Raw genomic sequence first — 23,347 nt, 5'->3', positions numbered from 1 at the left:
CAACGCTGCGTGGGATTCATTGCGTTTGCTCGGCGCAAGTCAAGTGCCTTACCACTCCTGACAACACCGAAAGGTGCGATCCGGAAGACCCTCCGATCCTTCGCTCTCCCTGAAGGATCGAACTGTTCGGAACCGCACTTTCGGCCGGGGGCGCTCTTTTCCATCGGGTTTCACCACCAGATCCGATGGGCGAGGCGCCCCCGATTGCGGGGCTTGGGGTAACAATGACTGTGATTCGATCTGGACGCCCCTTGCGGGCCTGCTTGCGCGCGCTCGCGCTGGCCTGTGCGGCGGGTGCCCTCGCGCCGGCTTCGCTGGGCGCTGCCGAGCCGGCGGTTCCCGCAATTCCCAAGGTTACGCCGATCCCGGTCAAGGTGATCGTGATCGCCAATTTCGAGCCGGGCGCCGACATGGGTGATGCGCCGGGCGAATTCCAGCTCTGGGCCGAGCGGGAGCATCTTGATGAGGTGATTCCGCTCAAGGGGCCGCTCCATCCGCTGCGGCGCAATGCGCAGGGGCTTTATGGAATGGTCTGGGGCAGCCCGGATACGATGCTGGGAGGCGTTGCCGAACAGTTGATGGCGTTGCTGGTCGACCCGCGCTTTGACTTTACCAAGACGTATTGGCTGTTCACCGGCATTTCCGGCGTCGATCCCAAGGTCGCCTCGGTCGGCAGCGCGGCTTGGTCGCGGTGGGTGGTGCAGGGCGATACACTGCGTGAATTCGACGATCGGGAGGTCCCCAGGGACTGGCCTTATGGCCTTTTCGCGATCGGTGCCGCCAAGCCCAACATGCTGCCCGCTGCGACAGAGGACTTCGCCGGCTTCACCGATACGGGCAAGCTGACGATGTCGGTGAAGCTCAACCAGGGGCTGGCGTCCTGGGCTTACGGCATGACCAGGAACGTGCCGATCCCGGACAACGCCGAACTGCAGAAGGATCGCGCGCGCTGGAAGGGTTATCCCGAGGCGCAGAAGCCGCCCTTCGTGCTCATGGGTGAGACGCTGGGTTCGGTGCGCTACTGGCACGGGCCGGGCCGCACCCAGTGGGCGCGTGACTGGGTGAACCTGTGGACCGGCGGCAAGGGCCGTTTCGCGATGACCAACATGGAGAGCCAGTCGATGGCCGGCGCCATGCAGATCGCGGCCAGGCAGGGTCTGGTGGACCCGGCGCGCGTGCTGGTCCTGCGCACCGGCAGCAATCCCTCGATGCCGCCGCCTGGCGTGTCGGCGGTGGAGAGCGTCGCCAATGAGGGCGCGGGCCAGAAGGTGGCCTTCGAGGCCAATTACCGCGTCGGCGCGCCGGTCGTACACGAACTCCTCGCGCATTGGGACATCTACAAGGATACCGTTCCCGAGGCACCCGCACCATGAAGCGTGTGTTTCTTGCCCTGATGTCGACCTGCAGCGCGTTGCCGCTGGCGGCGCCGGTCGCCCATGCCGATGCGGCGAGCGAAGCGGCTGCTTCGGCGCTGGTGGATTCCGTTTCGGGGAATGCCGGGCGGCTGCGCGTGGTGCTTCAGGCGATGCCCAAGGGCGGCGATCTGCATAACCATCTCGGCGGGTCGGTCTATGCCGAGGACTTCCTCAAGGTTGCGGCGGAAAAGGGCATGTGCGCGGATGACGGGCTGACCCGGATTGTGCCGCAGCCCTGCGCCCCCGAGCGGAATATCGCCTCGATGGCGGTGCGCGATCCGTTCACTTATGCGAAGCTGGTCGATGCGATTTCGACGCGCGGGTTTCAGAAGGGTATCGGGCCAGCCCTGATTTCCGGGCATAGCCAGTTCTTCTCCAGTTTCGGCAAATTCGGTCCGGCTTTCGGCGGCGACGTGCCCCGCTGGTTGGCGGATGCCTACGCCAGCGCAGGGCGCAACAACCTCGTCTACCTCGAACTGATGTACAATCCCGGCGTGCTGTCAGCCTATATGGCTGCCGGAGGCGACGAACCCATCGATGAATCCATGCTTGGCGCGTCCTACAAGCGCGAGATCGCGACCGTAGAGGGGCTGCTGGCCGAAACCGTCTCCGACGTCACGCGCAACGACGCAGAGGCACGCAAGCGGCTGGGGTGCGGCACTGCCGCGGCAAAGCCCGGCTGCGATGTCGCGGTGCGCTACCTTTACTCGGCGATGCGTGGCGTGGCGCCGGCGCAGGCATGGCGCTCGCTCATCGCGGGCTTCGCGCTGGCGCACAGGGATGCACGATTCGTGGGCGTCAACATTGTCATGCCCGAGGACGATCCGGTCGCGCTGCGCGATTACGACCTGCACATGGCGATGTTCCGCTTTCTTGAGGCGAAATATCCCGACGTGAAGGTGACCATGCATGCGGGCGAACTTGCGCTCGGGCTTGTGCCCCCGCTCGACCTTCAGGATCATATCGCCAAGGCCATCGATGCCGGAGCGAAGCGCATCGGCCACGGCGTCGATATCGCCTACGAAGCCCAGGCCCCCGAAACGCTGGCCCGCATGGCGCGCGAAGGCATCGCGGTCGAAATAAACCTGACCAGCAATGCCGTCATCCTGGGCGTGGAAGGCGGCAATCATCCGCTACAGCTCTACCGCTCGATGGGTGTGCCCGTCATGCTGTCGACCGATGACGAGGGCGTGCTGCGCTCCGACATGAGCAACGAGTACGTGCGCGCCGTCACCCAGCAGGGCCTGCACTACGGCGATCTCAAGGAAATGGCGCGCGCCAGCCTGGAGTATTCTTTCTCGCCGGGCGCCAGCCTGTGGCGCGCCCGTCGTTACGGCGATGTCGTCCAGCCCTGTGCCGACGGTTTTGCCGAAGCGCGGTGCAAGACCTTTCTGGCGGGTAGCGAAAAGGCCCGGCTGCAGGCGCGACTTGAGACGAACTTCGAGAAATTCGAACATTCGCTCGAACGCTTCGGCAGGCAATGGGGGGTAAACGAAGAATAGCGTTCAATACGTCTTCGCGGGTGACTGAAACAGTGCAATGATGCGCCGCAACATAGACGAAGTGCAGTGGGAGAGGGGGAATACAACACTAACGAACGGAGGGGCGTGACTGCAGCGCTTCTACTGGTTCAGGGGGCATAACATGATGGATATGATAAAGTTTAGTACGCGCAAGCTCCGAGGTGCAACTATCTCTGGCGCGCTGCTTTGCTGCACTGCGATGACCGTCCCGGCTTTTGCTCAGGCTGCCGCAGGGACGAACGCCGATGGTAACGAGATCGTCGTCACCGGCTCGCTGGGGGCGCTGCCGATTGAGGGCGTCGGCACCGTTTTCGGCTTCGACAAGACGGTGACGGAGACGCCGCGCTCGGTGTCCACCATCAGCTCGGAGCAGATGGAACGCTTCGGCATCACCGATATCTACGATCTTGTCGCGCAGTCGCCGGGCACGTTCACCAACTCGTTCTTCGGTGTCGGCGGCGCGCTCGACATTCGCGGCACGCCCGGCGAGGTCTACTTCCGCGGCGTGCGCCGTCTCGACAACCCGGGCAACTACCCGACGCCGATCGCCGCCTCGGAGCGCATCGACATCGTACGCGGCCCGGCCTCGCCGATCTACGGCCCGTCGAAGACCGGCGGTTACATGAACTTCGTGCCCAAGTCGGCGCGCGTGCAGGGTGGTTCCTACCTCTCCAGCCCCGAAGGCAAGATCAGCTTCACCGGCGGTAGCTGGTCGAAGGCGGACATCGCGGCCGAACTTCGCGGTCCCGGCAAGCTGGGCACGCAGGAATTCGGCTACAGCCTTTATGCGGAAGTCGAGAATTCGGGCAGCTACTACGACAACATGTCGACCAAGCAGACCATTCTGCAGGGTTCGTTCGACACCGACCTTACTCCGAACCTGCGCCTTGAATTCGGCGGCATGTACCAGAACTACAAGGGCCAGCAGAACGGCGGCTGGAACCGCCTGACGCAGGACCTGGTCAACAACGGCACCTACATCACCGGCGCGGCCCAGTCGCTCGACACCAACGGCGACGGTCAGATGTCGGTGGGGGAAATCAATGCGGCTATGCCCGGCGGCCTGTCGGTCTTCGGCACGTTCGGTTGCGGCGGCTTCAGCACCGGCCCCAGCGGCTTTACCGATGCCTGTTTCACGTCGAGCTATCCTGAGCTTGCACTTACCAATGTCGGCACCGCAAAGCTCAGCCGCCGCGCGACGCTGACGGGCAAGAACGACCGCCTCGATAACAAGGCGACTACGCTCTACGCCGATCTGATCTGGACCGGCCCCGGCGACATCGAAATCAAGAACCAGCTGTTCTACGACGGTTACAAGAACATCAACGAGAATGCCTACGGCTTCTCCCAGTTCCACGATTCCTACGTGATTGAGGACAAGATCGTCGTCTCGAAGGTCTTCGACACCGATGCCGGCAAGTTCTCGGTCCAGCTGTCGCCGTCGATTCGCTACACGAACTTCAAGCACGGTGAGGACTTCAACTACGAATACTTCCACCGCGTTGACCTGACCGTAGGCTACACCCCCGCCAGCGACCGCCTGTTGTCGACCGAGTGCAACTGCAATTACGATACCTACGTCAAGGGGCACTACACCGATCTGGGCTTCGCTGGCCTTGTCGACCTCGACTTCAAGTTCGGCCTCGATGTAACGCTGGGTGCGCGCTACGATACCATCAAGGGCGTCTCCAACTTCCAGGAAGCGTTCATGGAGGCACCCAAGGCCATTTCCGGCGCGAAGGACCGCGACGGCGCCTGGTCCTGGTCTGCCAGTGCCAACTATAAGCTGCCCTTGGGCCTGATCCCCTACGTCACTGCGGCGCGGCAGTCGGTGGTCATCGCGGGCCAGGGCGCCGAGATCGATCCGTTCAATCTTGCGAACGGCACCTGGATCACGGCCTCCAAGCTTTATGAGGCGGGTATCAAGGGCAGCTGGCTCGACGATCGCCTCTATGCGGCGGTTTCGGTCTACAAGCAGAAGCGTACCGACTACAGTTCGCAGTCGATGACCGTGAACCAGGCTGTCGAAACCAAGGGCCTCGAAGCCGAGTTCCGCTGGGCCGTGGATGAGCACCTGCTCCTGACCGGTGGTTACACGCGCACCAAGGTCTGGAACCTGACCGCGCTTGAAGCCGGAGAGACGTTCAGCTTCTTCGGTATCGAGGATCTGGTGAACGTGACGAACCCGGCGCTTTACCTCGGTGGTCAGCCGATCGGCAACATTCCGATCCTGACGAAGGGCGATGCCCGCCGCGCGGGTATTCCGACCAACCTCTACTCGCTGACCGCGACGTATGCCTTCGACAACGGCATCGCGCTGGCGGGCAGCATGGTGAAGGTGGACTCGGTCTACTCCGGGGCGTCGCAGGTCGTGAAGCTGCCGGCTTATACCAAGTTCGACCTTTCGGCCTCTTACGAGACCGGGCCGTTCGTGTTCCGTGCCGTCGTCAAGAACGTCACCGACAAGAAGTACTTCCGCGCCAACTTCACCGAACTGTTCGGTTCGACCATTGTTCTGCCGGAGCTGCCGCGCAGCTTCCAGGGCACGGTTTCGTACAAGTTCTGATGGTACTGAAGGGAGCGCCCGCCTCGGCCGGCGCTCCCGATTTTTCGCTGCCCGTGGCTTTTCACGTTGTTGGGGCAGCGACGATAAAAATTGTGAAAGGTTTACCATGCGCTTCCAGACGCTCGCCTCCCTGTTAGCGGGCGCCATGCTGTCCATAGCCGCCCCTGCATTCGCGGGTGATGCACCGTCCCTGCCGTCGATTGCCGATTGCGAACCGGGCGGCGTTTGCGCCCATCCGCTGCCGGTCAAAGTGGTGATCGTTTCGCTTTTCGAGATCGGCAAGGACGAGGGCGACGTTGCCGGCGAGTTCCAGTTGTGGAAGGCACGCCGCGGACTGACCCAGCGCATTCCTTTCCCCCAGTCCTTCCATGACCTCTATTACAACCCCGAAACGCAGGTCCTGGGCATGGTGACCGGCATCGGCACCGCCCGTTCGACGGCGGCGACCCTGGCGCTCGGCCTCGACCAGCGCTTCGATCTGACTCAGGCCTACTGGCTGGTGGCGGGCATTGCCGGTATCGACCCTGAAGATGCCTCGATCGGTTCGGTTGCCTGGGCGCGCTACGTCGTCGATGGAGATCTCGCCCATGAGATCGACGCCCGCGAAATCCCGGCGAACTGGAAAAGTGGCTATTTTCCGCGCGACACCAAGGGGCCGAATGATCTGACGACCAAGCCCGATCCCTCGGGCGGTGAAATGTACCAGGTCAATCCCTCCCTCGAAAAGTGGGCCTTCAACCTCACCAAGGATATCGAACTTCCCGATACGCCGGCCATTGCTGCCGAGCGCGCGAAGTTCTCCGGCTACCCCCATGCACAGGAAGCGCCCTTCGTGCTGGAAGGCGACACGCTCTCGGCGATGACTTTCTGGCATGGCGAAAAGCTGACCGACTGGGCCAACGACTGGGTTCGGTACTGGAGTAGCGGCAAGGGTGAATTCGTGACCTCTGCGATGGAGGACACCGGCGTGATGCAGTCGATGACCTACCTCGACAACATCGGCCGGGCCGATCGCGACCGCGTACTGGTGGTGCGCGCCGGCTCGAACTTCACGATGCCGCCTCCGGGCGTCGATGCCGCGACTTATCTCCTGAGCGAAAACGAGGGCTATGCAGGGCTCGAGGCTGCAGTGGAAAACCTTTATACCGTAGGCTCCAAGGTCGTCGACGAATTGCTGGGCAACTGGGACCGCTACAAGGACGCGACGCCCTGATGGGTTTGAAGCTGGTCCGCCACGCCGATGCACTGGTCTGCATGGACGACGCGCGGCGAGAGATCGCCGATGGGGCGATGGCGTGGAGGGATGGCGTCGTGCTTGCGGTGGGAACGAGCGCCGAGCTTGCTCCGCTGGCCGACGACGCCGACAAGGTGATCGATGCGAAGGGGTGCGTCGTTACTCCCGGCCTCGTCAACACCCATCATCACCTGTACCAGACGCTGACGCGCGCGCTTCCCGGCGCGATCAACGTCTCGCTGTTCGGCTGGCTGCGGCGGCTCTACCCGATCTGGGCGCAGTACCGGCCCGAGGACGTTTTCGCGGCCACCCAACTCGGCCTTGCCGAACTGGCGCTGTCCGGCTGCACGATGAGTTCGGACCACCACTACTTGTTCCCGGACGGCGTCACGCTCGACGATTCCATTCATGCCGCGGCGGAAGTAGGCCTGCGCTTCCACGCCACGCGCGGCGCGATGAGCGTGGGGGAAAGCAAGGGCGGCCTGCCTCCCGACAGCGTGGTTGAGGAGGAGCCGGCGATCCTGGCCGACACTATCCGCGTGATCGACCGCTTTCACGACCCCAGGGACGGCGCCATGCTGCGCGTCGCCGTGGCACCTTGTTCGCCGTTCTCCGTGAGCACGGACCTGATGCGCGATGCTGCTTTGCTGGCGCGCGACAAGGGCGTGATGCTGCACACCCACCTTGCCGAGGACGCCGACGACGTAGCCTTCTCGCTCGAACGCTTCGGTTGTCGGCCGGGCGAATATGCCGAAGGGCTGGGCTGGACCGGCCCCGATGTGTGGCAAGCCCATTGCGTTCAGCTCGACCCGGCCGAAATCGCCCTTTTCGCGCGTACCGGCACGGGCGTGGCCCATTGCCCCTGCTCGAACTGCCGCCTCGGCTCCGGCATCGCGCCGCTGCGGGCGATGATGGACGCCGGCGTGCCGCTGGGCCTTGGCGTCGATGGGTCGGCCTCCAACGATTCCGGCCACCTTCTGAACGAGGCGCGGCAGGCTATGCTGCTCCAGCGCGTGACGCACGGCGCCGACCGCTTCGACCCGCGCGAGGCGCTATACCTCGCCACGCGGGGCGGGGCGCAGGTGCTGGGCCGCAGCGATGTGGGTTCGCTCGAGGTGGGCAAGCGCGCCGACTTCGCGATCTGGGACATGGCCGACATTTCCTCCACCGGCGCCTGGGACAAGGTTGCCGGCCTCGTGCTCAGCCCGCCCACGGGTGCGCGCGACGTCTTCGTGGAAGGCCGCGCCGTGGTGCGCGGAGGAGGCCTTGCACAGGTCCGCCGCGAGGATGTGCTGCGCGCCGCCAACCGTTCGCTCGACCGGCTCAAGACTTTCGCCTGAGGAACCCTCACGATGACCGCCCTGATCGCCCCCGAACTCGCCGCCGCTCCTGCTCCGACCGGCATGGCCCCGGCGCAGGCGCGCGACCCGGACTGGTTCCCCGGCCTGCACGTCGCAGTGCCGCTGGGTATCCAGCACGTCCTCGCGATGTTCGTCAGCAATATGACGCCTGCCATCATCGTTGCCGGGGCAGGGGGATTCGGTTTCGGGTCGGCTGACCCTTCGCAGATGATCTACATGATCCAGATGGCGATGCTGTTCGCCGGGCTGGCCACGTTGATGCAGACGATCGGCTTCGGCCCCGTCGGCGCGCGGCTGCCCCTGGTGCAGGGGACCAGCTTCGCCTACATCCCGATCATGATCCCGATCGTTGCGGGCAAGGGCGTGGAGGCGATGGCGGCGCTGACCACCGCTGCGCTGTTCGGGGGATTGCTCCACGCCTTTCTGAGCATGTTCGTGGGCCGCATCCGCTTTGCGCTCCCCCCGCTCATCACCGGCCTAGTCGTGCTGATGATCGGGCTTTCGCTGATGCGCATCGGCATCCAGTACGCGGCCGGCGGTGTCCCTGCCGTGGGCACGCCGGCATTCGGTGCGTGGCAGAGCTGGCTGCTGGCGGGCGTGGTCGTGGTGGTGACGCTGGCGCTCAATTTCTTCGGGCGGGGTATCTGGTCCACCGCCGCCGTTCTGCTGGGACTGCTGGCCGGCTATGCGGTGGCGCTGGCGATGGGGCGGATCGACTTCGCGCCGGTGGCCTCCGCCGGGCTTGTCATGGTGCCCATGCCGTTCCACTTCGGCTTTGCGATTTCGGCCTCGGCCATTCTGGGTTTCTGCCTGACCGGCTTCGTCTCCTCGATCGAGACGATCGGTGATGTCGATGCGATCTGCGAAGGCAATGCCGGCCGCCCCGCCACCGACAAGGAGCTTTCCGGCGCCGTCGCCGCCGATGGCGTGGGCACTGCGCTGGCCGCCGTGTTCGGGGCCATGCCCAATACCACCTTCAGCCAGAACGTGGGGCTGATCGCCATCACCGGCGTCATGAGCCGCCATGTCGTGACGGTGGGGGCGCTGTTCCTCGTGCTGTGTGGTCTGCTGCCCAAGGTCGGCGCGGTCATCACCACGATCCCCATCGAAGTGCTGGGCGGCGGTGTGATCGTGATGTTCGGCATGGTCGCTTCAGCTGCAACCTCGATGCTCTCCGGGGTCGATTGGACCCAGCGCAACATGCTGATTTTCGGCGTTTCGCTGTCGCTGGCCCTAGGGCTTCAGCTTGAGCCTCTGGCTCTCCAGCATGTGCCGGAGACGGCGCGTATCCTGCTGGGTTCGGGGGTTCTCCCAGTGGCGGTGACGGCTGTGGTGCTGAACCTGGTGGTGCCGGGGCGAACAGAAACCCTGTCGCCCCGGAATTGATGCACGACGACGATTTTTAGAAACGGAAACCGGTGGAAACCGCCCAAGCCACGGCTACTGCAATCACGATACCGATTACCGCCAGCGCCGGCGACCAACGCAGCTGCGCCGGGCTCTCGCCATCGGCAACCTTGCGGCTGCCGGTAATCATGGGGCGGACGAGGTTTTGCCGCTTCCACACTAGGTAGAACACCACTGCCGCCACATGCAGTGCCACCAGCGCGAGTATTGCGTTGAACACGGTTTCGTGCAGCTCGGCAGCGGTGCGGCCCTGATCGAACGAGACGTAGTCCGCCAGCGGGCCGGATTCGAACCCGTCCACGTCGACCGAGAAAAGGCCTGCCACCACCATCAGCCCGACTACAGCCAGCATGGCGACGACGCTCCACCCACCGAGCGGATTGTGTCCTTCGGCGGCATGGGTCCTACGGCTGCCGAGCCCCTTCATGTAGGCCATGACTGCTGCCGGTCCGCGCACGAAGTTGGTGAAACGCGCGGTGCGGGGCCCGGCGAAGCCCCAGAACACGCGAAACACCAGCAGCGCAAGGATCGCGTAGCCGGATAGCCGGTGAAGCTCCATGTCGTGCTGCTCGCCGCTCCACCACGAGAAGGCGATGAGGACGACAAGCAGCCAGTGGAACAGGCGGACGGTCGGATCCCAGATACGGGTGGTGGAAGCGGCGGGCACTGGCATACTCAGTTGTCCGCGCGGAACTGCTTGTGGCAGGCAGCGCAAGTGCCGCCGACGGCCTTGAACTGGGCGCCAACGGCAGCGGCGTCGCCGGTGTTGGCGGCCACCACCATCTTGTCGGCCTGAGCGATAAAGGCCTTCATCTGGCCGTCGAAGACAGCGCGGTTGGTCCAGATGGCGGGCAGGGCATCGGTCTTGACCCCCGAAGAGGCGCCGCTGCCATTGGGGAACAGGCCGACCTGTGCGCGGCCGGTGGCGGCAAGGGTCTTGGCGGCGGCAACGGCAGCGGGCTTGTCGATCGTGCCGCTGGAAACCTGGTCCTTGAGGACCTTCATGGCGCCGCCCATCTTCTTGAAGTTGGCGTGGCGCGTGGCGATCGTGGTGGCGGCCGGCGATGCGGCGATAGCCAGGGTGCTCGTCACGGCGACGAGAGCGGCGGACATGCCAAGGGCGGCAAGGGAAAGGCTTTTCGAAAGCGTCATGGTTTTGTCGATCCTGTTCGAGTTTTATGAATCAAGGATGGGCACTCGCTAACACGGGCGCGCCTTTTTGACCAAAGACTTGATCGTAGACCGCTTTTACCGTTGCAAGTCCGCCCTCGGCCATCTGCGCGGGGGTGGTACCGCGCTGGTTGGCGATGTCCGGGCGGGCGCCGTGGGCGGCCAGAACGCGCAGCATGGGCGCAAGCTGGCCGTGCATTCCGCCGTCTAGCACCAGATGCAGCGCGGTTGCGCCCTTGCCGTTGGCGACATTGGCATCGGGGGCCAGCGCCAGTGCTTCCTCCAGCGCAGCGGCGCTGCGGCCAGATGCTGCGGCGAGCACCACATTGACGCCGTTCTCCGCAACGAAGGCCGGGTTCGCCCCGCCCGCGACGAGGCGCTTCATCACCGCGACCTGCCCGTGCTGGGCTGCGATCAGCAGGGGCGGCGTGGGCGGCACGGGCGCGGGCGGCATGCCGAAGTTGGCCTCGGTCACCCACTTGATGCGCGATGCGCCGGTCAGGCCATTGGCGTCCGCGCCCTTGGCCAGCAGCAGCGAAACGAGCGCTTCGTCCCCTCCAGCGGCGGCGGCGTGGAGCGGCTGTTCGCCGTTACGGTCATGCTCGGCGAAATCGGCTTTGCCGACAAGGCCGCGTTCCACCAGCAACTCGGCTGCGCGCCAGTTCTTCTGGTATAGCGCCAGTTGCACGGCGCTGGTGTTCTCCGGCCCGCGATGGGCGGCGTCCGCTCCGGCATCGAGTAACACGCGCGGGGCGTCCACCGAACCGCTGGCGATGGCGAAGAACAGCGGCGTGAACCCCTCCTTAGCGACGCCGTTCACTTTCGCCCCTGCCTTGAGAAGATGGAGTATGGCGTCCACACCGCCGGATGAGGCAGCCCACATCAGCGGTGTCTGCCCGCGAGCATCAGGGGCATCCGCCTTCGCGCCCATGGACAACATTCGCTGCGCCGTTGCCGCACTGGAGAAGCGGGCGCAGACGGCAAGCGGGGTGGTGCCGTCCGGCCCGGCTTTACGCACGTCGGCGCGGGCATCCAGAAGCTGGCCGACGATCACAGCGCTGCCACGTTCGCACGCGAGGGCGAGGGGGGTAAGGCCCTCGGCATCGGCGGTGTCGGGCTTTGCGCCATGTTCAAGCATCAGCGCGGTCATGGCCGGTTCCTGCGTCTCGACGGCGCGCGCAAGCGGGGTTTCGCCGTAGGCCAGCGGCTGGTTCGGGCTGGTCCCGGCATCGAGCGCCGCGCGGGCGCCGGGAACGTCGCCCGCAGTGATGGCCTGCGCCAGCGCATCGGTAGCGGCCTGCGCATGGGCGGTGCCGGGAAGTGCGAGCAGGGCTGCCAGTACTATCCGGGACGACGTATGGACGCCGCCCTTACGCATCGGTCAGTTCCCGCAGCGGCGCGGTGCTGTCGCCGAACGAAGCGGCCCGCACGTCGAGCGCGTTCAGGCCCGCCAGCATCAGGTTCGACATCGTCGTACCCTTTTCGACCCGGACGTGCCGCCCGCGCTTTACGAGACCGCCCGCCACTACGACCGGCAGGTCCATGTAATCATGCTCGTTGGAGTCGCCGAAGGCAGACCCGCGGATCACCAGCGTCCGGTCCAGCAGCGAGCCTTCGCCGTCGCGGACCTCCTTCATGCGCTGGAGGTAGTAGGCGAAGAATTCCATGTGATAGCGGTTGATCTTTGCCAGCTGGGCCATCTTCTCCGGGTTATTGCCGTGGTGGCTGAGCATGTGGTGCGAATCCGGCACGCCGATCTCGGGATAGGTGCGGTTGCTCAGTTCGCGCCCGATCATGAAGGTGCCCACGCGGGTGATGTCGGCCTGCATGGCAAGGACCTGCAGGTCGATCATCAGCTTCACATGTTCGGCGAAGTCACCCGGAATGCCGGCTGGCTGCTGCATCGATGCGGCCTGGCCCGTGGCGGGCGAGGATGCGCTGCGCTGGATGCGCTTCTCGATCGCGCGCGTGGCATCGAGGTATTCGTCGAGCTTGCGCCGGTCCTCCATACCAAGCTGGGTGGAGAGGCGGCGGGTGTCTTCCATCACGAAGTCGAGGATCGAGGACTGACGGCGCAGCTGGGAGAGGCGCCCGGCTTCGTCGCTGACGTCGCCGTCGCCGAACAGGCGCTCGAACACGGCGCGGGGGTTGGCCTCTACCGGCAGCGGCACGGACGGCGTCAGCCACGAGATACCGTTGGTATAGGCGCAGGAATAGTTGATGTCGCACGAACCCAGCAGGCTCGCCTGATCGATGCCCAGTTCTAGCGAGGTGAGTTGGGTGGCGTCCCCAAGGTGCGCCGCAAACACCTGATCCATCGACACGCCGGCGCGGATGTCCGGGCCTTCGGTCTGCTTGACGTGGGTGCCGGTCAGGAATGCGGGGCACGAGCGGCCGTGGCCGGCGGGGCGGTCGCCCATCGCAGCGGCCTGCGGATGGCCGAGGCCGCTGATCACGGAAATGTCCCCGCGGTGCGGGGCAAGCGGCTCCAGCGTTGGCGGTAGGGTGAAATCGGTGCCGGTCGCGGTGGGCTGGAAGCCGGGCATGGTCATGCCGTTGGGCGAATAGAACACCTGCAGGCGCTTGGGCCGCGAGGCCACGTCGGCGGCGCGAGCGCTGGGCATCATCGCTTCGAGGAAAGGTAGCGCCATCGCAGCGCCGGCTCCGCGCAGCAGGGTGCGGCGGGAAAGGGCAGGGCGGATCACTCTCATCGCGTTAGGCTCCGGGTGAAGGAAGGGGCGACGCGCCTTGCCGAAAGGGCTTCGACAGGCTCAGCCTGAACGGATTTGCGAGGAACTTTGCTACCGAACCCGCTTAGGCTGAGCTTGTCGAAGCCCCCGCGTCCGAACGCCGCCTTGAAGCGCTCCGGCACGCGGCGCAGGGTGAAGGCGGGGCTGGCAGCGATACCCCGGATCACGCTCTGGATGCGGTACTGGTCGGCTGCAGCGTCCGCCGAGATGGCGCGAACCGAGGGCATGTCATTGGCCGTAAGGCCGCGGGCGAGGGCATAGGTCATCAGCCGCTCGGTGAAGGCGCGGGTGAATTCGTCCTTGCGGTCCATCAGGATGGACTGGAGGCCGCCGATGCCTTCGAATTTCGCGCCGTCGGGCATGGTCGCGGCGGCGTCGATCGGCTGGCCGGCATCGACGGTGCGCCAGGCGCCCACCGCATCGAAGTTCTCGAGGCTGAAGCCGAGCGGGTCCATCTTGACGTGGCAGGCCGCGCAAGTGGGGTTGATGCGGTGCATTTCGAGCTGCTGGCGGGCGGTCAGCTGGCGGCCGTCATGCTCGGTCTTGAGCGCGGGAATGTCTGGCGGCGGCGGCGGCGGCGCGGCGGCGAGCATGTTGTCGAGAATCCACTTGCCGCGCTTCACCACCGACGTGTGGTTGCCGTAGGACGTGACAGTCAGGATGCTCGCCTGCCCCAGCAGGCCGCCCCGGTGCCATGCGGGGTCGAGGTTGACGCGGCGGAACGCCGGGCCGGATACGCCGGGGATGCCATAGTGCTGGGCAAGGCGCTGGTTGAGGAAGGTGTAGTCGGCCGAGATGAAGTCCAGCAGCTGGCGGTTGGCGCGCAGGACATCGGTGAAGAACATCTCGGTTTCGGTCGCCATCGCCGCTTTGAGGCGGGTGTCGAACTGGGGGAAGACGTCGATGTCCGGGCGCTGCTGGTCGAGGTTGCGCAGGTACAGCCACTGGCCGGCGAAGTTCGTCGTCAGCGCTTTGGCGCGCGGGTCGGCGAGCATCCGGGCGATCTCGGCGTCACGCACGGCGGGCTGGGCCAGCTTGCCCTGCTCGGCGAGGGTCAGCAGGCGTTCGTCGGGGATCGAACTCCACAGGAACAGCGACAGGCGCGTGGCGAGTTCCAGATCGGAGACGCGGGCGACGCTGCCGGGCATGGCGCCTTGCGGATCGCGCTCCACCACGAAGAGGAATTCGGGCGAGACGAGCACGGCTTCCAGCGCGGCCTCGACACCTTGTTCGAAGTCGGAGGCTTTGCGCTCGGCGGCGTAGATTCGCATCAGCGGGGCGATGTCGAAGCCGCCGACCGGGCGCCGCCACGCGCGGCGGGCGAGGGCGGAGACGATGCGGGTGGCGCAGGCTTCCTCCTCGCTCGCCTTGCGCGGCTTGCACAAGTACACGGCGCGGCGGCTGGGAGTGTCGGGGATGCCGGCGGCGCCAAACGGCCCGGCAACGTCGACCTGGAGCACATCGCGCGGAAAGTTTTGCTGCGAGTAGCGCTGGTGCATCCGGTAGCTGGGCACACTCAGCGTCTTTGCCAGCTTGCCGTCCACCCAGACGTCGAGCGGGAGCATCCGGGGCGCCTCAAGGGGCACGGGCACCTTGTCGGTATCGTTGTGCAGCACCTGCACCGCCTCGGACGGGGCCACCGTGCGGCGGAACGAGAGCGCGACGACGTGCGAGCCTGCCTTCATCGGCACGCGCAGCGATACCTTGTCCTCGACCATGCGGTCGGTTTCGTTGTTGCTGTTGGAATTGAGCCAGGCGGTGATCTCGTATTCCCCGTCGTGGCGGGCGTAATACCGGTTTGCGTACCCGCCGCGAGACGCGAGCGGGAGATCGGCGCCGGCGCGTTCGTTCCACGCCGGCACGCCGGAATTCTGCACCGAGCCGTCCTTGGGTACCTGCCAGGTGGTCACGATCTCTCGCCGGCTGGTGAGGCCGGTGGCGAGGCGGCCGACCTTGCCCGCTACCGCGACGTAGCGTTCCATCAGCGTGGGCGAGACGCTCAGCACGTCGGAGATATTGTCGAACCCGAAGCCCGAGTTGTCGGCGGGAAGTTCGCGGCTGAAATCGACGTCGAGGGCGAGCAGGTCGCGCACTGCGTTGGCGTATTCGACGCGGTTGAGGCGGCGGATTGCGGCGTGGCCGGGATCGGGGTTGGCAGCAAGGTAGCCGGCGCGCGAGGTGTCCAGCCAGTTGACGAAAGCGGCGCGCATTTCGGGGGCGGGCTGGGTCTTGCCGTGGGGCGGCATTTCGCCGGCGGCGACGCGGCGCAGGATCTTTTCCCACTCGTCGGAATGGGCGCCGGTGCGCAGGTCGTCGGCCTTGAGGTCTTCTACCGAGAGGTCGGCGACGTTGTCGATGTCGTTGTGGCAGCGCGAGCAGTATTCGCCCAGCATCGGCTCGACGAAAGCGGCCTGCTGCATGGGGCTCATGTTCGCCTGAGCGTTGGTTTGCGAGGCGCTTTCAGCCAGGCCGTCCTGCGTGGCCGCGTAGACGGTGGCTGCGGTGACCAGCGCACTCAGTGCGAGCGCGCCTTGAGCCAGACTCGGCCTGCCGAGATTGAAATGCCTTGAAAGGCTCATGATGTATGCCCGACCCCGTTTCCGGCCTGCGTCCGCGCAGTTCCGGCTTGCCCTGTCCCGCTGTGGCGGGGTTGCTGTCGGGATTTTGGACTATCGAGCGGGGGTGTTGCCGTCCATTGCCATTAAATGGACGAGGTGCTGCATTTATTAGAGCAGGGCGGGGCGTGGGAGGCTGACCCTGGTTCCTCCCCGAGCAAGCTCGGGGAGGAATTAAACTTTTACAGCGAGCCGATCGCCAGGAAGCGGTCTTCGCGCTGACGGACGATTTCCGCCGGGGTATAGGCTGCCAGAGTAGACAGTTCGCGGCCCAGCGCATCGGCCAGCGAGCGGGCCGTGGTAGCGGGATCGCGGTGAGCGCCGCCGGTGGGTTCGGGCACGATGGCGTCGATCACCTTGAGGGCGAGCAGGTCCTGCGCGGTCACCTTCATCGCGGTGGCTGCGTCGGCCGCCTTGTCGGAGGTGCGCCACAGGATCGAGGACGCGCCTTCGGGCGAGATCACCGAGTAGATCGAGTGTTCCAGCATCAGCACCTTGTTAGCGGCCGCGATGGCGACCGCGCCGCCCGAGCCGCCTTCGCCGAGGATCGCTGCTACCATCGGCACGTCAAGCGCTAGGCAGGCTTCGGTCGAACGGGCGATGGCTTCGGCCTGGCCGCGCTCTTCCGCTTCGATGCCGGGGAAGGCACCGGCGGTGTCGACCAGCGTCACGACCGGCAGGCCGAACTTGCTCGCCATCTGCATCAGGCGGATCGCTTTGCGGTAGCCTTCGGGCTTTGCCGAGCCGAAATTGTGCTTGATGCGGCTGGGGGTGTCATGGCCCTTTTCGTGGCCGATGAGCATGACCTTGCGTCCGTCGAGGGTAGCCAGGCCGCCGATGATCGCGGCATCCTCGCCGTAGGTGCGGTCGCCGGCGAGCGGCACGAAGTCGGTGAAGATGAGGCGCAGGTAATCGACCATGTGCGGGCGCTGCGGGTGGCGGGCAACCTGCGTCTTCTGCCAGGGGGTGAGCCTGGCATACGTCGCCATCAGCATCCCCGCGCTTTTCTTCGCAAGCTTGCCGATCTCGCTGTCGATGTCGAGGTCGCTGCCGTCGGCGGTGGCGCGCAGCTCCGCGATGCGCGCTTCCAGCTCGGCGATAGGCTTTTCGAAGTCCAGGAACGAAATCATGCTCATCCAGTCCGTACCGTCGTTTCCCCTATGGAAGACGACACCACATTGCATTCACTTAACCGTCGCCCTGAAACGATTTCAGGATGACGAAACGCGCGGGGCGGGCGCTGTGCCTGCCCCGCGAACTCAACCGGCTGCCCGCTTGGCGAGCCAGTCTTCCAGCCACTTGATCGTGTAGTCGCCCTCTTGAAACTCGGGGTCCTCCAGAAGCGCCTGGTGCAGCGGGATCGAGGTCTTGACGCCGTCGATCACCATCTCCTCCAGCGCGCGCTTCAGGCGCATGATAGCGCCGTTGCGGCTGCGCCCCGATACGATCAGCTTGCCGATCATCGAATCGTAGTACGGCGGGATGCGGTAGCCGGTGTAGAGACCCGAATCGACGCGCACGTTGAGACCGCCCGCTGCGTGATAGCCCGTGACCTGCCCCGGCGAAGGAGTGAAGTTCCACGGATCTTCAGCGTTGATGCGGCACTCGATGGCATGGCCCTTGAACTCGATCTGGTCCTGCGTGAAGGCGAGGTCCTGGCCGTCGGCGATGCGGATTTGTTCGCGCACCAGGTCGACGCCGGTGATCGCCTCGGTCACCGGATGCTCCACCTGCAGACGGGTGTTCATCTCGATGAAGTAGAACTCACCGTTTTCCCAGAGGAACTCGATGGTGCCGGCGCCGCGATAGGCCATATCGGCCATGGCTTTCGCCACGATGCCGCCCATGCGGTCGCGCTCGGCCGGGGTGATGACCGGGGAGGGCGCTTCTTCCAGCACCTTCTGGTGGCGGCGCTGGAGCGAGCAGTCGCGCTCGCCCAGATGGACAGCCGCGCCCTTGCCGTCGCCGAAGATCTGGAATTCGATGTGCCTCGGGTTGCCGAGGTACTTTTCCATGTAGACGGTGGCGTCGCCGAAAGCGGCCTTCGCCTCCGACCGGGCCTGGCCCATCTGGCTTTCGAGTTCTTCGGCATTCTGCACGACCTTCATGCCCCGTCCGCCGCCGCCCGAAGCTGCCTTGATGATCACCGGATAGCCGATGGTCTCGGCCAGCGCGCGGGCTTCGTCGAAGTCCTCGATCGCGCCGTCGGACCCGGGGACCAGCGGAAGACCCAGCGCGCCTGCGGTGCGCTTGGCCTCTACCTTGTCGCCCATCGTGCGGATGTGCTCGGGCTTGGGTCCGACCCAGGCCAGGCCATGCGCCTCGACGATCTCGGCGAACCGGGCGTTTTCCGAAAGGAAGCCGTAGCCGGGATGGATCGCGTCGGCCTGCGTGATCTCGGCGGCCGATATGATCGCGGCGACGTTGAGGTAGCTGTCCTTCGCGGCGGGCGGGCCGATGCAGACCGCGTGGTCTGCCAGGCGCACATGCATCGCATCGGCGTCTGCGGTCGAGTGGACCGCGACGGTCTCGATGCCCATCTCGCGAGCGGCGCGGTGGATGCGCAGTGCGATTTCGCCGCGATTGGCAATCAGGAGGCGCTTGATGGCCATGTCAGTCCCGTTCTCAGCCGATCACGACAAGCGGCTGATCGTATTCGACCGGCTGCTGGTTGTCGACGAGGATTGCCGTCACGGTGCCCGACTTGGGCGCTGTGATCTGGTTCATGACCTTCATGGCCTCGACGATGAGGAGAACATCGCCCTGCTTCACGGCCTTGCCAACCGAGATGAAGTCGGCGGCGCCCGGCTCTGCGGCGAGGTAGACGGTGCCGACCATCGGCGACTTGACCGCATCGACCGGAGCAGCGGCAGGCGCGGCTTCGGCGGCGGCAGGCGCTGCTGCAGGGGCAGCGGCCAGCGGCGCAGCAGCGAAAGCCGGAGCCGCCGCCATTTGCTGGATCATCTGGCGCGAGACGCGAATCTTGCGTTCGCCGTCCTCGACCTCGATTTCGGACAGGCCGGTTTCGGCCAGTAGTTCGGCGAGTTCGCGAACCAGGGCGCTATCGATATTCACGCGACTTCCTTTCGTGCAAGATATCCGAGCAGCATGGCCAGCGTGCCTTTGAGGTCCTTGCGATGGACCACCATGTCGACCATGCCGTGGGCATGGAGGTACTCGGCGCGCTGGAAGCCGTCGGGGAGTTTTTCTCGGATCGTGTCCTGGATCACGCGCTGCCCGGCAAAGCCGATGAGTGCGCCGGGTTCCGCGATCTGCACATCGCCAAGCATGGCGTAGCTGGCGGTGACGCCGCCGGTGGTGGGATCGGTCAGGACGACGATATAGGGCAGGCCCGCAGCGGCGAGCCGGCGGGTGGCTACAGTGGTCTTGGGCATCTGCATGAGGGACAGGATGCCCTCCTGCATACGCGCGCCGCCCGCAGCCGTGCAGATGACATAAGCACAGTTCTCGGCAATGGCGCGGTCGGCGCCGGCCACGAAGGCCTCGCCCACGGCCATGCCCATCGAGCCGCCCATGAACTTGAAGTCCTGCACGCCGAGTACCGCTTTCGTGCCCTCGATCGTGCCGAGCGCATTGGTCAGCGCATCGGGGTAGGGGGTGGCGGCGCGGGCAGCCTTGAGACGGTCGGGATACTTCTTGGTATCGCGGAAATTCAGCGGGTTCTCAGGCACCTTGGGGGTGGGCAACACGGTATAGCCGGCATCGAGCAACTGGTCGAAGCGAGCTTTCGCGCCGATGCGGCCGTGATGCTCGCACTTGGTGCACACGGAAAGGTTGGCCTCGAAGTCCTTGGCGAACAGCATTTCGCCGCAGCTTGGGCACTTCATCCAGAGGGTGTCCGGGGTATCGCTCTTCGCCAGACCGGAGAGTGAATTGCGGACCTTGCTGAGCCAACTCATTACGGTTTCGTACCAATCCTGCAGTATAAGGGGCGACGAGACTAGGCCAAATACCCTTGTCGGGCCGCGTCTCGAACACGTCCGGCAGGCGACCCGGTTGCCCTTTTTCCAAGGTGCCGGTGCCGGAACGAGGCGGGCCCATTAGAGGAATCCTCGTGGTGGCCGCAAGGCAAAACGGGCTTGGCTGTGGGCAAGTCGGGTTCGGGAGCATCGCCGGGGCGTAGCGCAGGAGCGATGTGGACGGATGGATTGGATGTGTAATCAGCGAAAATTAGGAGAATAATCGAATTTTATCGTAGTATTGGATACATTTTAGACTGGGTTGCGCGTCTGACACTGGCTGTGGAAATTCGTCGACCGAAGCGGCGGTGCGGCGCCTCGACAAGCTCGCGCCGCGCGGATTTCATGAAAATGCGACTTTACTGCCCTCGACCCGTCCTGGACCTCTTCAACGGGGCTGGCCGACCGCCGGAACGTGCTTGCCATTCGGCGCAGCTGACCCGACATGAACCGGGCAGGACAGGAGCGCGAACGCTGGACGATACGCAGACTACTGGCGCAGTCCCGATCACGGCGCGGCGCAGTGATTACACTGAGGCAGCGGGCAAGCAGGATGCCCTTTCTGTCCCGGTGGAGGCGCCCATCGCGATCGAGACCAACGGCATCGCCTATGCCGTGATGATGGCGACTCCGATCGACCTGGCCGATTTCGTCACTGGTTTCCTTATGGCCGAAGGGCTGGCGTTGGTGGGCGAGGTGGGCGAGGTCGCACTTCACGCCACCGAAAACGGCGAATGGGGCACCGGCTACGTCGCACGTGTCAACCTGCCGCCCGAACGCCTTGGGCCGATCCTTGAACGGGCACGGCGGCGGGTGGGGGACAGTTCCTGCGGTATCTGCGGGATCGAGGGTGTGGAAGCCGCGCTGCGGCCCCTGCCGATGCTGGTACGCCGCTCCGAAGCGCCGCCGAAGGCGGTCAAGCGCGGCCTGGAGGCCATGCGCGAAGGGCAGGCGCTGGGCCGCCGCACCCGCGCTACCCACGCCGCCGCCTTCTGCGACGAGGAGGGTCACGTCCTCCTGCTGCGCGAGGACGTGGGACGCCACAACGCGCTCGACAAGCTGGTCGGCGCACTGGCGCGGGCAGATATCGACGCCGGTCATGGTTTCATTATCATGACTTCGCGCTGCTCCTACGAACTGGTCGAAAAGACGGTACGTGCCGGGTGCCCGCTGCTGGTGACGATTTCGGCCCCCACCGACCTTGCCGTGCGCCGTGCCCGAGCAGCCGGGTTGGCGTTGGCGGTCGTGGCACGCGACGATTCGATGCTCATCGTCGATCCCGGTCCGTCGTTCGTCGAGGAGTGACGCGCCGGACGGTCCGGTTTTCCTTGTAGTCGCGCGGGCGGACACATAAGTTTCGCACCATCCGGGTTTTTCACGAGGATTAGGCTTACAATGGCAACCACCGCCACCGATACTGCAGGCGAACTCAAGCTCACGCCGCCCGATCCGGTGCCGACCGTCCAGCCCGAACGGGCCGCAGGACTGGTCCCGGTGGGTGACGAGGCAAAGTCCAAGCTGCAGGTGCGCGTCGAGGAGTTCGTGGCGGACCTCGTATCGCAGGATGCCAGTTCGCCCGAGTTCGGCCGCCGGGTCGACCAGCTCACCAACATGGGCCGCAAGGAAATCGCCGAAGCCTCGGGCCATTCCAACCGCTTCCTCGATCGCCCGGTGCGCGCCATGGGCAAGGACGAGGGCGTCGGCGCCGATCTTGCCGAACTGCGTCGCACGGTGGAGGCGCTCGATCCCAGCCGTCAGGGCAACCTGATGGCGCCGCGCAAGCTGTTCGGGGTGATCCCTTTCGGCAGCAAACTGCGCAATTATTTCGACAGCTATGCCAGCTCGCAAAGCCACATCAGCGCAATCCTTGCCCGGCTTCAGGGCGGCAAGGACGAGCTGCTGATGGACAATGCCGCCATCGACGTGGAGCGCCAGAACCTCTGGGCGGCGCTGGGCAAGCTGGAGCAGATGATCTTCATGTCCCGCGCGCTCGACACTGCGCTGGAGGAAAAGGCTGACGATCTCGACCATAGCGATCCGGCCAAGGCCAAGGCGCTGCGCGAATCCGCACTGTTCTATGTCCGCCAGCGCACGCAGGACCTGCTGACGCAGCTTGCGGTCTCGGTTCAGGGCTACCTCGCGCTCGACCTTGTGAAGAAGAACAACGTCGAACTGGTGAAGGGGGTCGACCGGGCTTCGACCACGACGGTCGGTGCGCTGCGCACTGCGGTAACGGTTGCGCAGGCGATGGCCAACCAGAAGCTGGTGCTGGAACAGATCACCGCGCTCAACACCACCACCGCCAGCATCATCGACGCCACCGGGCAGATGCTGAAGGACAATACCGCGCGCATCCACGAACAGGCGGCAAACTCGACAATCCCGCTGGAGACGCTGAGCCGCGCGTTCCAGAACATCTACGATACGATGGATTCGATCGATACCTTCAAGCTGAAGGCACTCGATTCGATGAAGCAGACGGTCACTGCACTCGAAGGCGAAGTCGGCAAGTCCAAGGCTTACATCGCCCGCGCGCAAGGACAGTCCGAAGGGCTGGCCCAAGGCGACGGCGCGGCGGCCAAGTCGCTGCTGGAGGCTCTGGACTAACCGGCGATGGCACAGATTCCAGCACGCGTTTCCCAGGAGATCGTGCGCGCCGCGCGGCGGCAGCGTTCGATCCGGCTCTACAATGCCCGCAAGGAGCAGTGGCGGCATCGCGGCCGCCGCCTGCGCCGCGCGTTCTTGGCGATGGCGGGCATCTACATCGCCGGACTGGTGGCGGCATTGGCATTGGGCGGTGTGTCGTTCACGGCGACGATGCTGACGCTCCTTCTGGGCGCGGCGGTGTTCGCTGTGCTGTCGATCTATCCGGCGACTCCACGCACGCACGTCGAGGATCTGAACAGCGCCAGCCTGACCGAACTCGCCGGTTCGACCGAGCTGTGGCTGGAGGGCAAGCGCCGCGCGCTTCCCAATGCCGCCGTCGATGCCGTGGACATGATCGGCGTCCGCCTTGAACAGCTTGCTCCGCAGCTGGCCGTTCTGGATGAGCGCGGACCCGCCGCGATGGAGGTCCGCAAGCTTCTGGCCGAGCACCTGCCCTCGATGGTCGACAGCTACACCCGCATCCCCGCCGCGCTGCGCGGCAAGGCGGGGGCAGGCGGCACCAGCCCGTCGGAGCAGTTGGTCGACGGGCTTTCCGTCATCGCCGACCAGATCGAGGCGATGAGCGAAGACCTCTCGCAGGGCGACGTCGACGCTCTGGCGACCCGCCGCCGCTTCCTTGAGGTCAAATACCTGGATTCGGAGTAGCTGATCGCCGTGGC

Annotated in this window: 18 protein-coding genes; 9 read left to right on the top strand and 9 right to left on the bottom strand. The window is 65.3% G+C overall.

Annotated features, from left to right (window positions below):
- Positions 1-224 precede the first annotated feature (224 nt).
- The 6 genes from GVL61_RS16990 (at position 225) to GVL61_RS16965 (ending at position 9,485) form a co-directional block, all read left to right on the top strand.
- Positions 225-1,373, top strand: coding sequence for a purine nucleoside permease (locus GVL61_RS16990; protein WP_235037752.1), 1,149 nt, complete (start codon positions 225-227; stop codon positions 1,371-1,373).
- Positions 1,370-2,917, top strand: coding sequence for an adenosine deaminase (locus GVL61_RS16985; RefSeq protein WP_200844761.1), 1,548 nt, complete (start codon positions 1,370-1,372; stop codon positions 2,915-2,917). Before GVL61_RS16990 ends, GVL61_RS16985 begins: the two co-directional genes overlap by 4 nt.
- A 220-nt stretch (positions 2,918-3,137) precedes the next feature.
- The gene (locus GVL61_RS16980) at positions 3,138-5,504 is read left to right on the top strand and encodes a TonB-dependent siderophore receptor (RefSeq protein WP_235037751.1); all 2,367 of its coding nucleotides are present in this window, start codon (positions 3,138-3,140) and stop codon (positions 5,502-5,504) included.
- A 106-nt stretch (positions 5,505-5,610) separates the two neighbouring features.
- Complete coding sequence (locus GVL61_RS16975) at positions 5,611-6,717, top strand: purine nucleoside permease (protein ID WP_159981843.1); 1,107 nt, start codon at positions 5,611-5,613, stop codon at positions 6,715-6,717.
- Entirely contained in the window at positions 6,717-8,078 is a 1,362-nt protein-coding gene (locus GVL61_RS16970; protein WP_159981842.1) for an 8-oxoguanine deaminase, read from the top strand. Before GVL61_RS16975 ends, GVL61_RS16970 begins: the two co-directional genes overlap by 1 nt.
- A gap of 12 nt (positions 8,079-8,090) precedes the next feature.
- Positions 8,091-9,485: a nucleobase:cation symporter-2 family protein gene (locus tag GVL61_RS16965; RefSeq protein WP_159981841.1), complete on the top strand. Its 1,395-nt coding sequence runs from the start codon at positions 8,091-8,093 to the stop codon at positions 9,483-9,485.
- 16 nt (positions 9,486-9,501) lie between these two features.
- On the opposite strand, the gene GVL61_RS16960 is transcribed toward GVL61_RS16965, so the two are convergent.
- From GVL61_RS16960 to accD, 9 genes are all read right to left on the bottom strand, one after another.
- Positions 9,502-10,179 (bottom strand): cytochrome b/b6 domain-containing protein, encoded by a 678-nt coding sequence (locus tag GVL61_RS16960; RefSeq protein WP_159981840.1) that lies wholly within the window; start codon positions 10,177-10,179, stop codon positions 9,502-9,504.
- Positions 10,180-10,181: 2 nt separating this feature from the next.
- Positions 10,182-10,658 (bottom strand): cytochrome c, encoded by a 477-nt coding sequence (locus tag GVL61_RS16955; protein ID WP_159981839.1) that lies wholly within the window; start codon positions 10,656-10,658, stop codon positions 10,182-10,184.
- 31 nt (positions 10,659-10,689) lie between these two features.
- On the bottom strand, positions 10,690-12,054 hold the full coding sequence (locus tag GVL61_RS16950) for an ankyrin repeat domain-containing protein (protein ID WP_159981838.1): 1,365 nt from the start codon (positions 12,052-12,054) through the stop codon (positions 10,690-10,692).
- Positions 12,047-13,387, bottom strand: coding sequence for a DUF1552 domain-containing protein (locus tag GVL61_RS16945; protein WP_159981837.1), 1,341 nt, complete (start codon positions 13,385-13,387; stop codon positions 12,047-12,049). Before GVL61_RS16945 ends, GVL61_RS16950 begins: the two co-directional genes overlap by 8 nt.
- On the bottom strand, positions 13,384-16,005 hold the full coding sequence (locus GVL61_RS16940; protein ID WP_235037750.1) for a DUF1592 domain-containing protein: 2,622 nt from the start codon (positions 16,003-16,005) through the stop codon (positions 13,384-13,386). Before GVL61_RS16940 ends, GVL61_RS16945 begins: the two co-directional genes overlap by 4 nt.
- A 218-nt stretch (positions 16,006-16,223) precedes the next feature.
- Positions 16,224-17,171: an acetyl-CoA carboxylase carboxyltransferase subunit alpha gene (locus GVL61_RS16935; protein WP_159981874.1), complete on the bottom strand. Its 948-nt coding sequence runs from the start codon at positions 17,169-17,171 to the stop codon at positions 16,224-16,226.
- Positions 17,172-17,300: 129 nt separating this feature from the next.
- On the bottom strand, positions 17,301-18,653 hold the full coding sequence (gene accC, locus GVL61_RS16930; protein ID WP_159981836.1) for an acetyl-CoA carboxylase biotin carboxylase subunit: 1,353 nt from the start codon (positions 18,651-18,653) through the stop codon (positions 17,301-17,303).
- Positions 18,654-18,666: 13 nt separating this feature from the next.
- Positions 18,667-19,116, bottom strand: a complete 450-nt coding sequence (gene accB / locus GVL61_RS16925; protein WP_159981835.1) for an acetyl-CoA carboxylase biotin carboxyl carrier protein — start codon at positions 19,114-19,116, stop codon at positions 18,667-18,669.
- Positions 19,113-19,961: an acetyl-CoA carboxylase, carboxyltransferase subunit beta gene (accD, locus tag GVL61_RS16920; protein WP_159981834.1), complete on the bottom strand. Its 849-nt coding sequence runs from the start codon at positions 19,959-19,961 to the stop codon at positions 19,113-19,115. Before accD ends, accB begins: the two co-directional genes overlap by 4 nt.
- Before the next feature lie 405 nt (positions 19,962-20,366).
- Here accD and fdhD point away from each other — a divergent pair, with 405 nt between their 5' ends.
- The 3 genes from fdhD to GVL61_RS16905 all read left to right on the top strand — a co-directional run bounded on the left by fdhD (position 20,367) and on the right by GVL61_RS16905 (position 23,333).
- Entirely contained in the window at positions 20,367-21,326 is a 960-nt protein-coding gene (gene fdhD, locus GVL61_RS16915) for a formate dehydrogenase accessory sulfurtransferase FdhD (protein WP_235037749.1), read from the top strand.
- A 90-nt stretch (positions 21,327-21,416) separates the two neighbouring features.
- Positions 21,417-22,628 carry a toxic anion resistance protein gene (locus GVL61_RS16910; RefSeq protein ID WP_159981833.1) on the top strand — a complete coding sequence of 404 codons (1,212 nt, stop codon included), beginning with the start codon at positions 21,417-21,419 and terminating at the stop codon, positions 22,626-22,628.
- Between the two features lie 6 nt (positions 22,629-22,634).
- Entirely contained in the window at positions 22,635-23,333 is a 699-nt protein-coding gene (locus GVL61_RS16905; RefSeq protein ID WP_159981832.1) for a hypothetical protein, read from the top strand.
- The last annotated feature ends 14 nt before the right edge of the window (positions 23,334-23,347 follow it).

The sequence above is a fragment of the Novosphingobium sp. 18050 genome (assembly GCF_902706195.1).
In the GTDB taxonomy this organism is placed as follows: Bacteria; Pseudomonadota; Alphaproteobacteria; order Sphingomonadales; family Sphingomonadaceae; genus Novosphingobium.
Note: the sequence above shows the minus strand (reverse complement) of the source record. Positions and strands in the feature narration are given on the sequence as shown.

Bases quoted from the DNA above. Each gene is read 5' to 3' on its own strand.
- GVL61_RS16945 (WP_159981837.1), bottom strand. From the start codon at position 13,387: ATGAGAGTGATCCGCCCTGCCCTTTCCCGCCGCACCCTGCTGCGCGGA.
- GVL61_RS16965 (WP_159981841.1), top strand. From the start codon at position 8,091: ATGACCGCCCTGATCGCCCCCGAACTCGCCGCCGCTCCTGCTCCGACC.
- GVL61_RS16975 (WP_159981843.1), top strand. From the start codon at position 5,611: ATGCGCTTCCAGACGCTCGCCTCCCTGTTAGCGGGCGCCATGCTGTCC.
- GVL61_RS16905 (WP_159981832.1), top strand. From the start codon at position 22,635: ATGGCACAGATTCCAGCACGCGTTTCCCAGGAGATCGTGCGCGCCGCG.
- GVL61_RS16950 (WP_159981838.1), bottom strand. From the start codon at position 12,054: ATGCGTAAGGGCGGCGTCCATACGTCGTCCCGGATAGTACTGGCAGCC.
- GVL61_RS16970 (WP_159981842.1), top strand. From the start codon at position 6,717: ATGGGTTTGAAGCTGGTCCGCCACGCCGATGCACTGGTCTGCATGGAC.
- GVL61_RS16940 (WP_235037750.1), bottom strand. From the start codon at position 16,005: ATGAGCCTTTCAAGGCATTTCAATCTCGGCAGGCCGAGTCTGGCTCAA.
- GVL61_RS16985 (WP_200844761.1), top strand. From the start codon at position 1,370: ATGAAGCGTGTGTTTCTTGCCCTGATGTCGACCTGCAGCGCGTTGCCG.
- GVL61_RS16935 (WP_159981874.1), bottom strand. From the start codon at position 17,171: ATGATTTCGTTCCTGGACTTCGAAAAGCCTATCGCCGAGCTGGAAGCG.
- GVL61_RS16955 (WP_159981839.1), bottom strand. From the start codon at position 10,658: ATGACGCTTTCGAAAAGCCTTTCCCTTGCCGCCCTTGGCATGTCCGCC.
- GVL61_RS16980 (WP_235037751.1), top strand. From the start codon at position 3,138: ATGACCGTCCCGGCTTTTGCTCAGGCTGCCGCAGGGACGAACGCCGAT.
- GVL61_RS16990 (WP_235037752.1), top strand. From the start codon at position 225: ATGACTGTGATTCGATCTGGACGCCCCTTGCGGGCCTGCTTGCGCGCG.
- fdhD (WP_235037749.1), top strand. From the start codon at position 20,367: ATGAAAATGCGACTTTACTGCCCTCGACCCGTCCTGGACCTCTTCAAC.
- accC (WP_159981836.1), bottom strand. From the start codon at position 18,653: ATGGCCATCAAGCGCCTCCTGATTGCCAATCGCGGCGAAATCGCACTG.
- accD (WP_159981834.1), bottom strand. From the start codon at position 19,961: ATGAGTTGGCTCAGCAAGGTCCGCAATTCACTCTCCGGTCTGGCGAAG.
- GVL61_RS16910 (WP_159981833.1), top strand. From the start codon at position 21,417: ATGGCAACCACCGCCACCGATACTGCAGGCGAACTCAAGCTCACGCCG.
- GVL61_RS16960 (WP_159981840.1), bottom strand. From the start codon at position 10,179: ATGCCAGTGCCCGCCGCTTCCACCACCCGTATCTGGGATCCGACCGTC.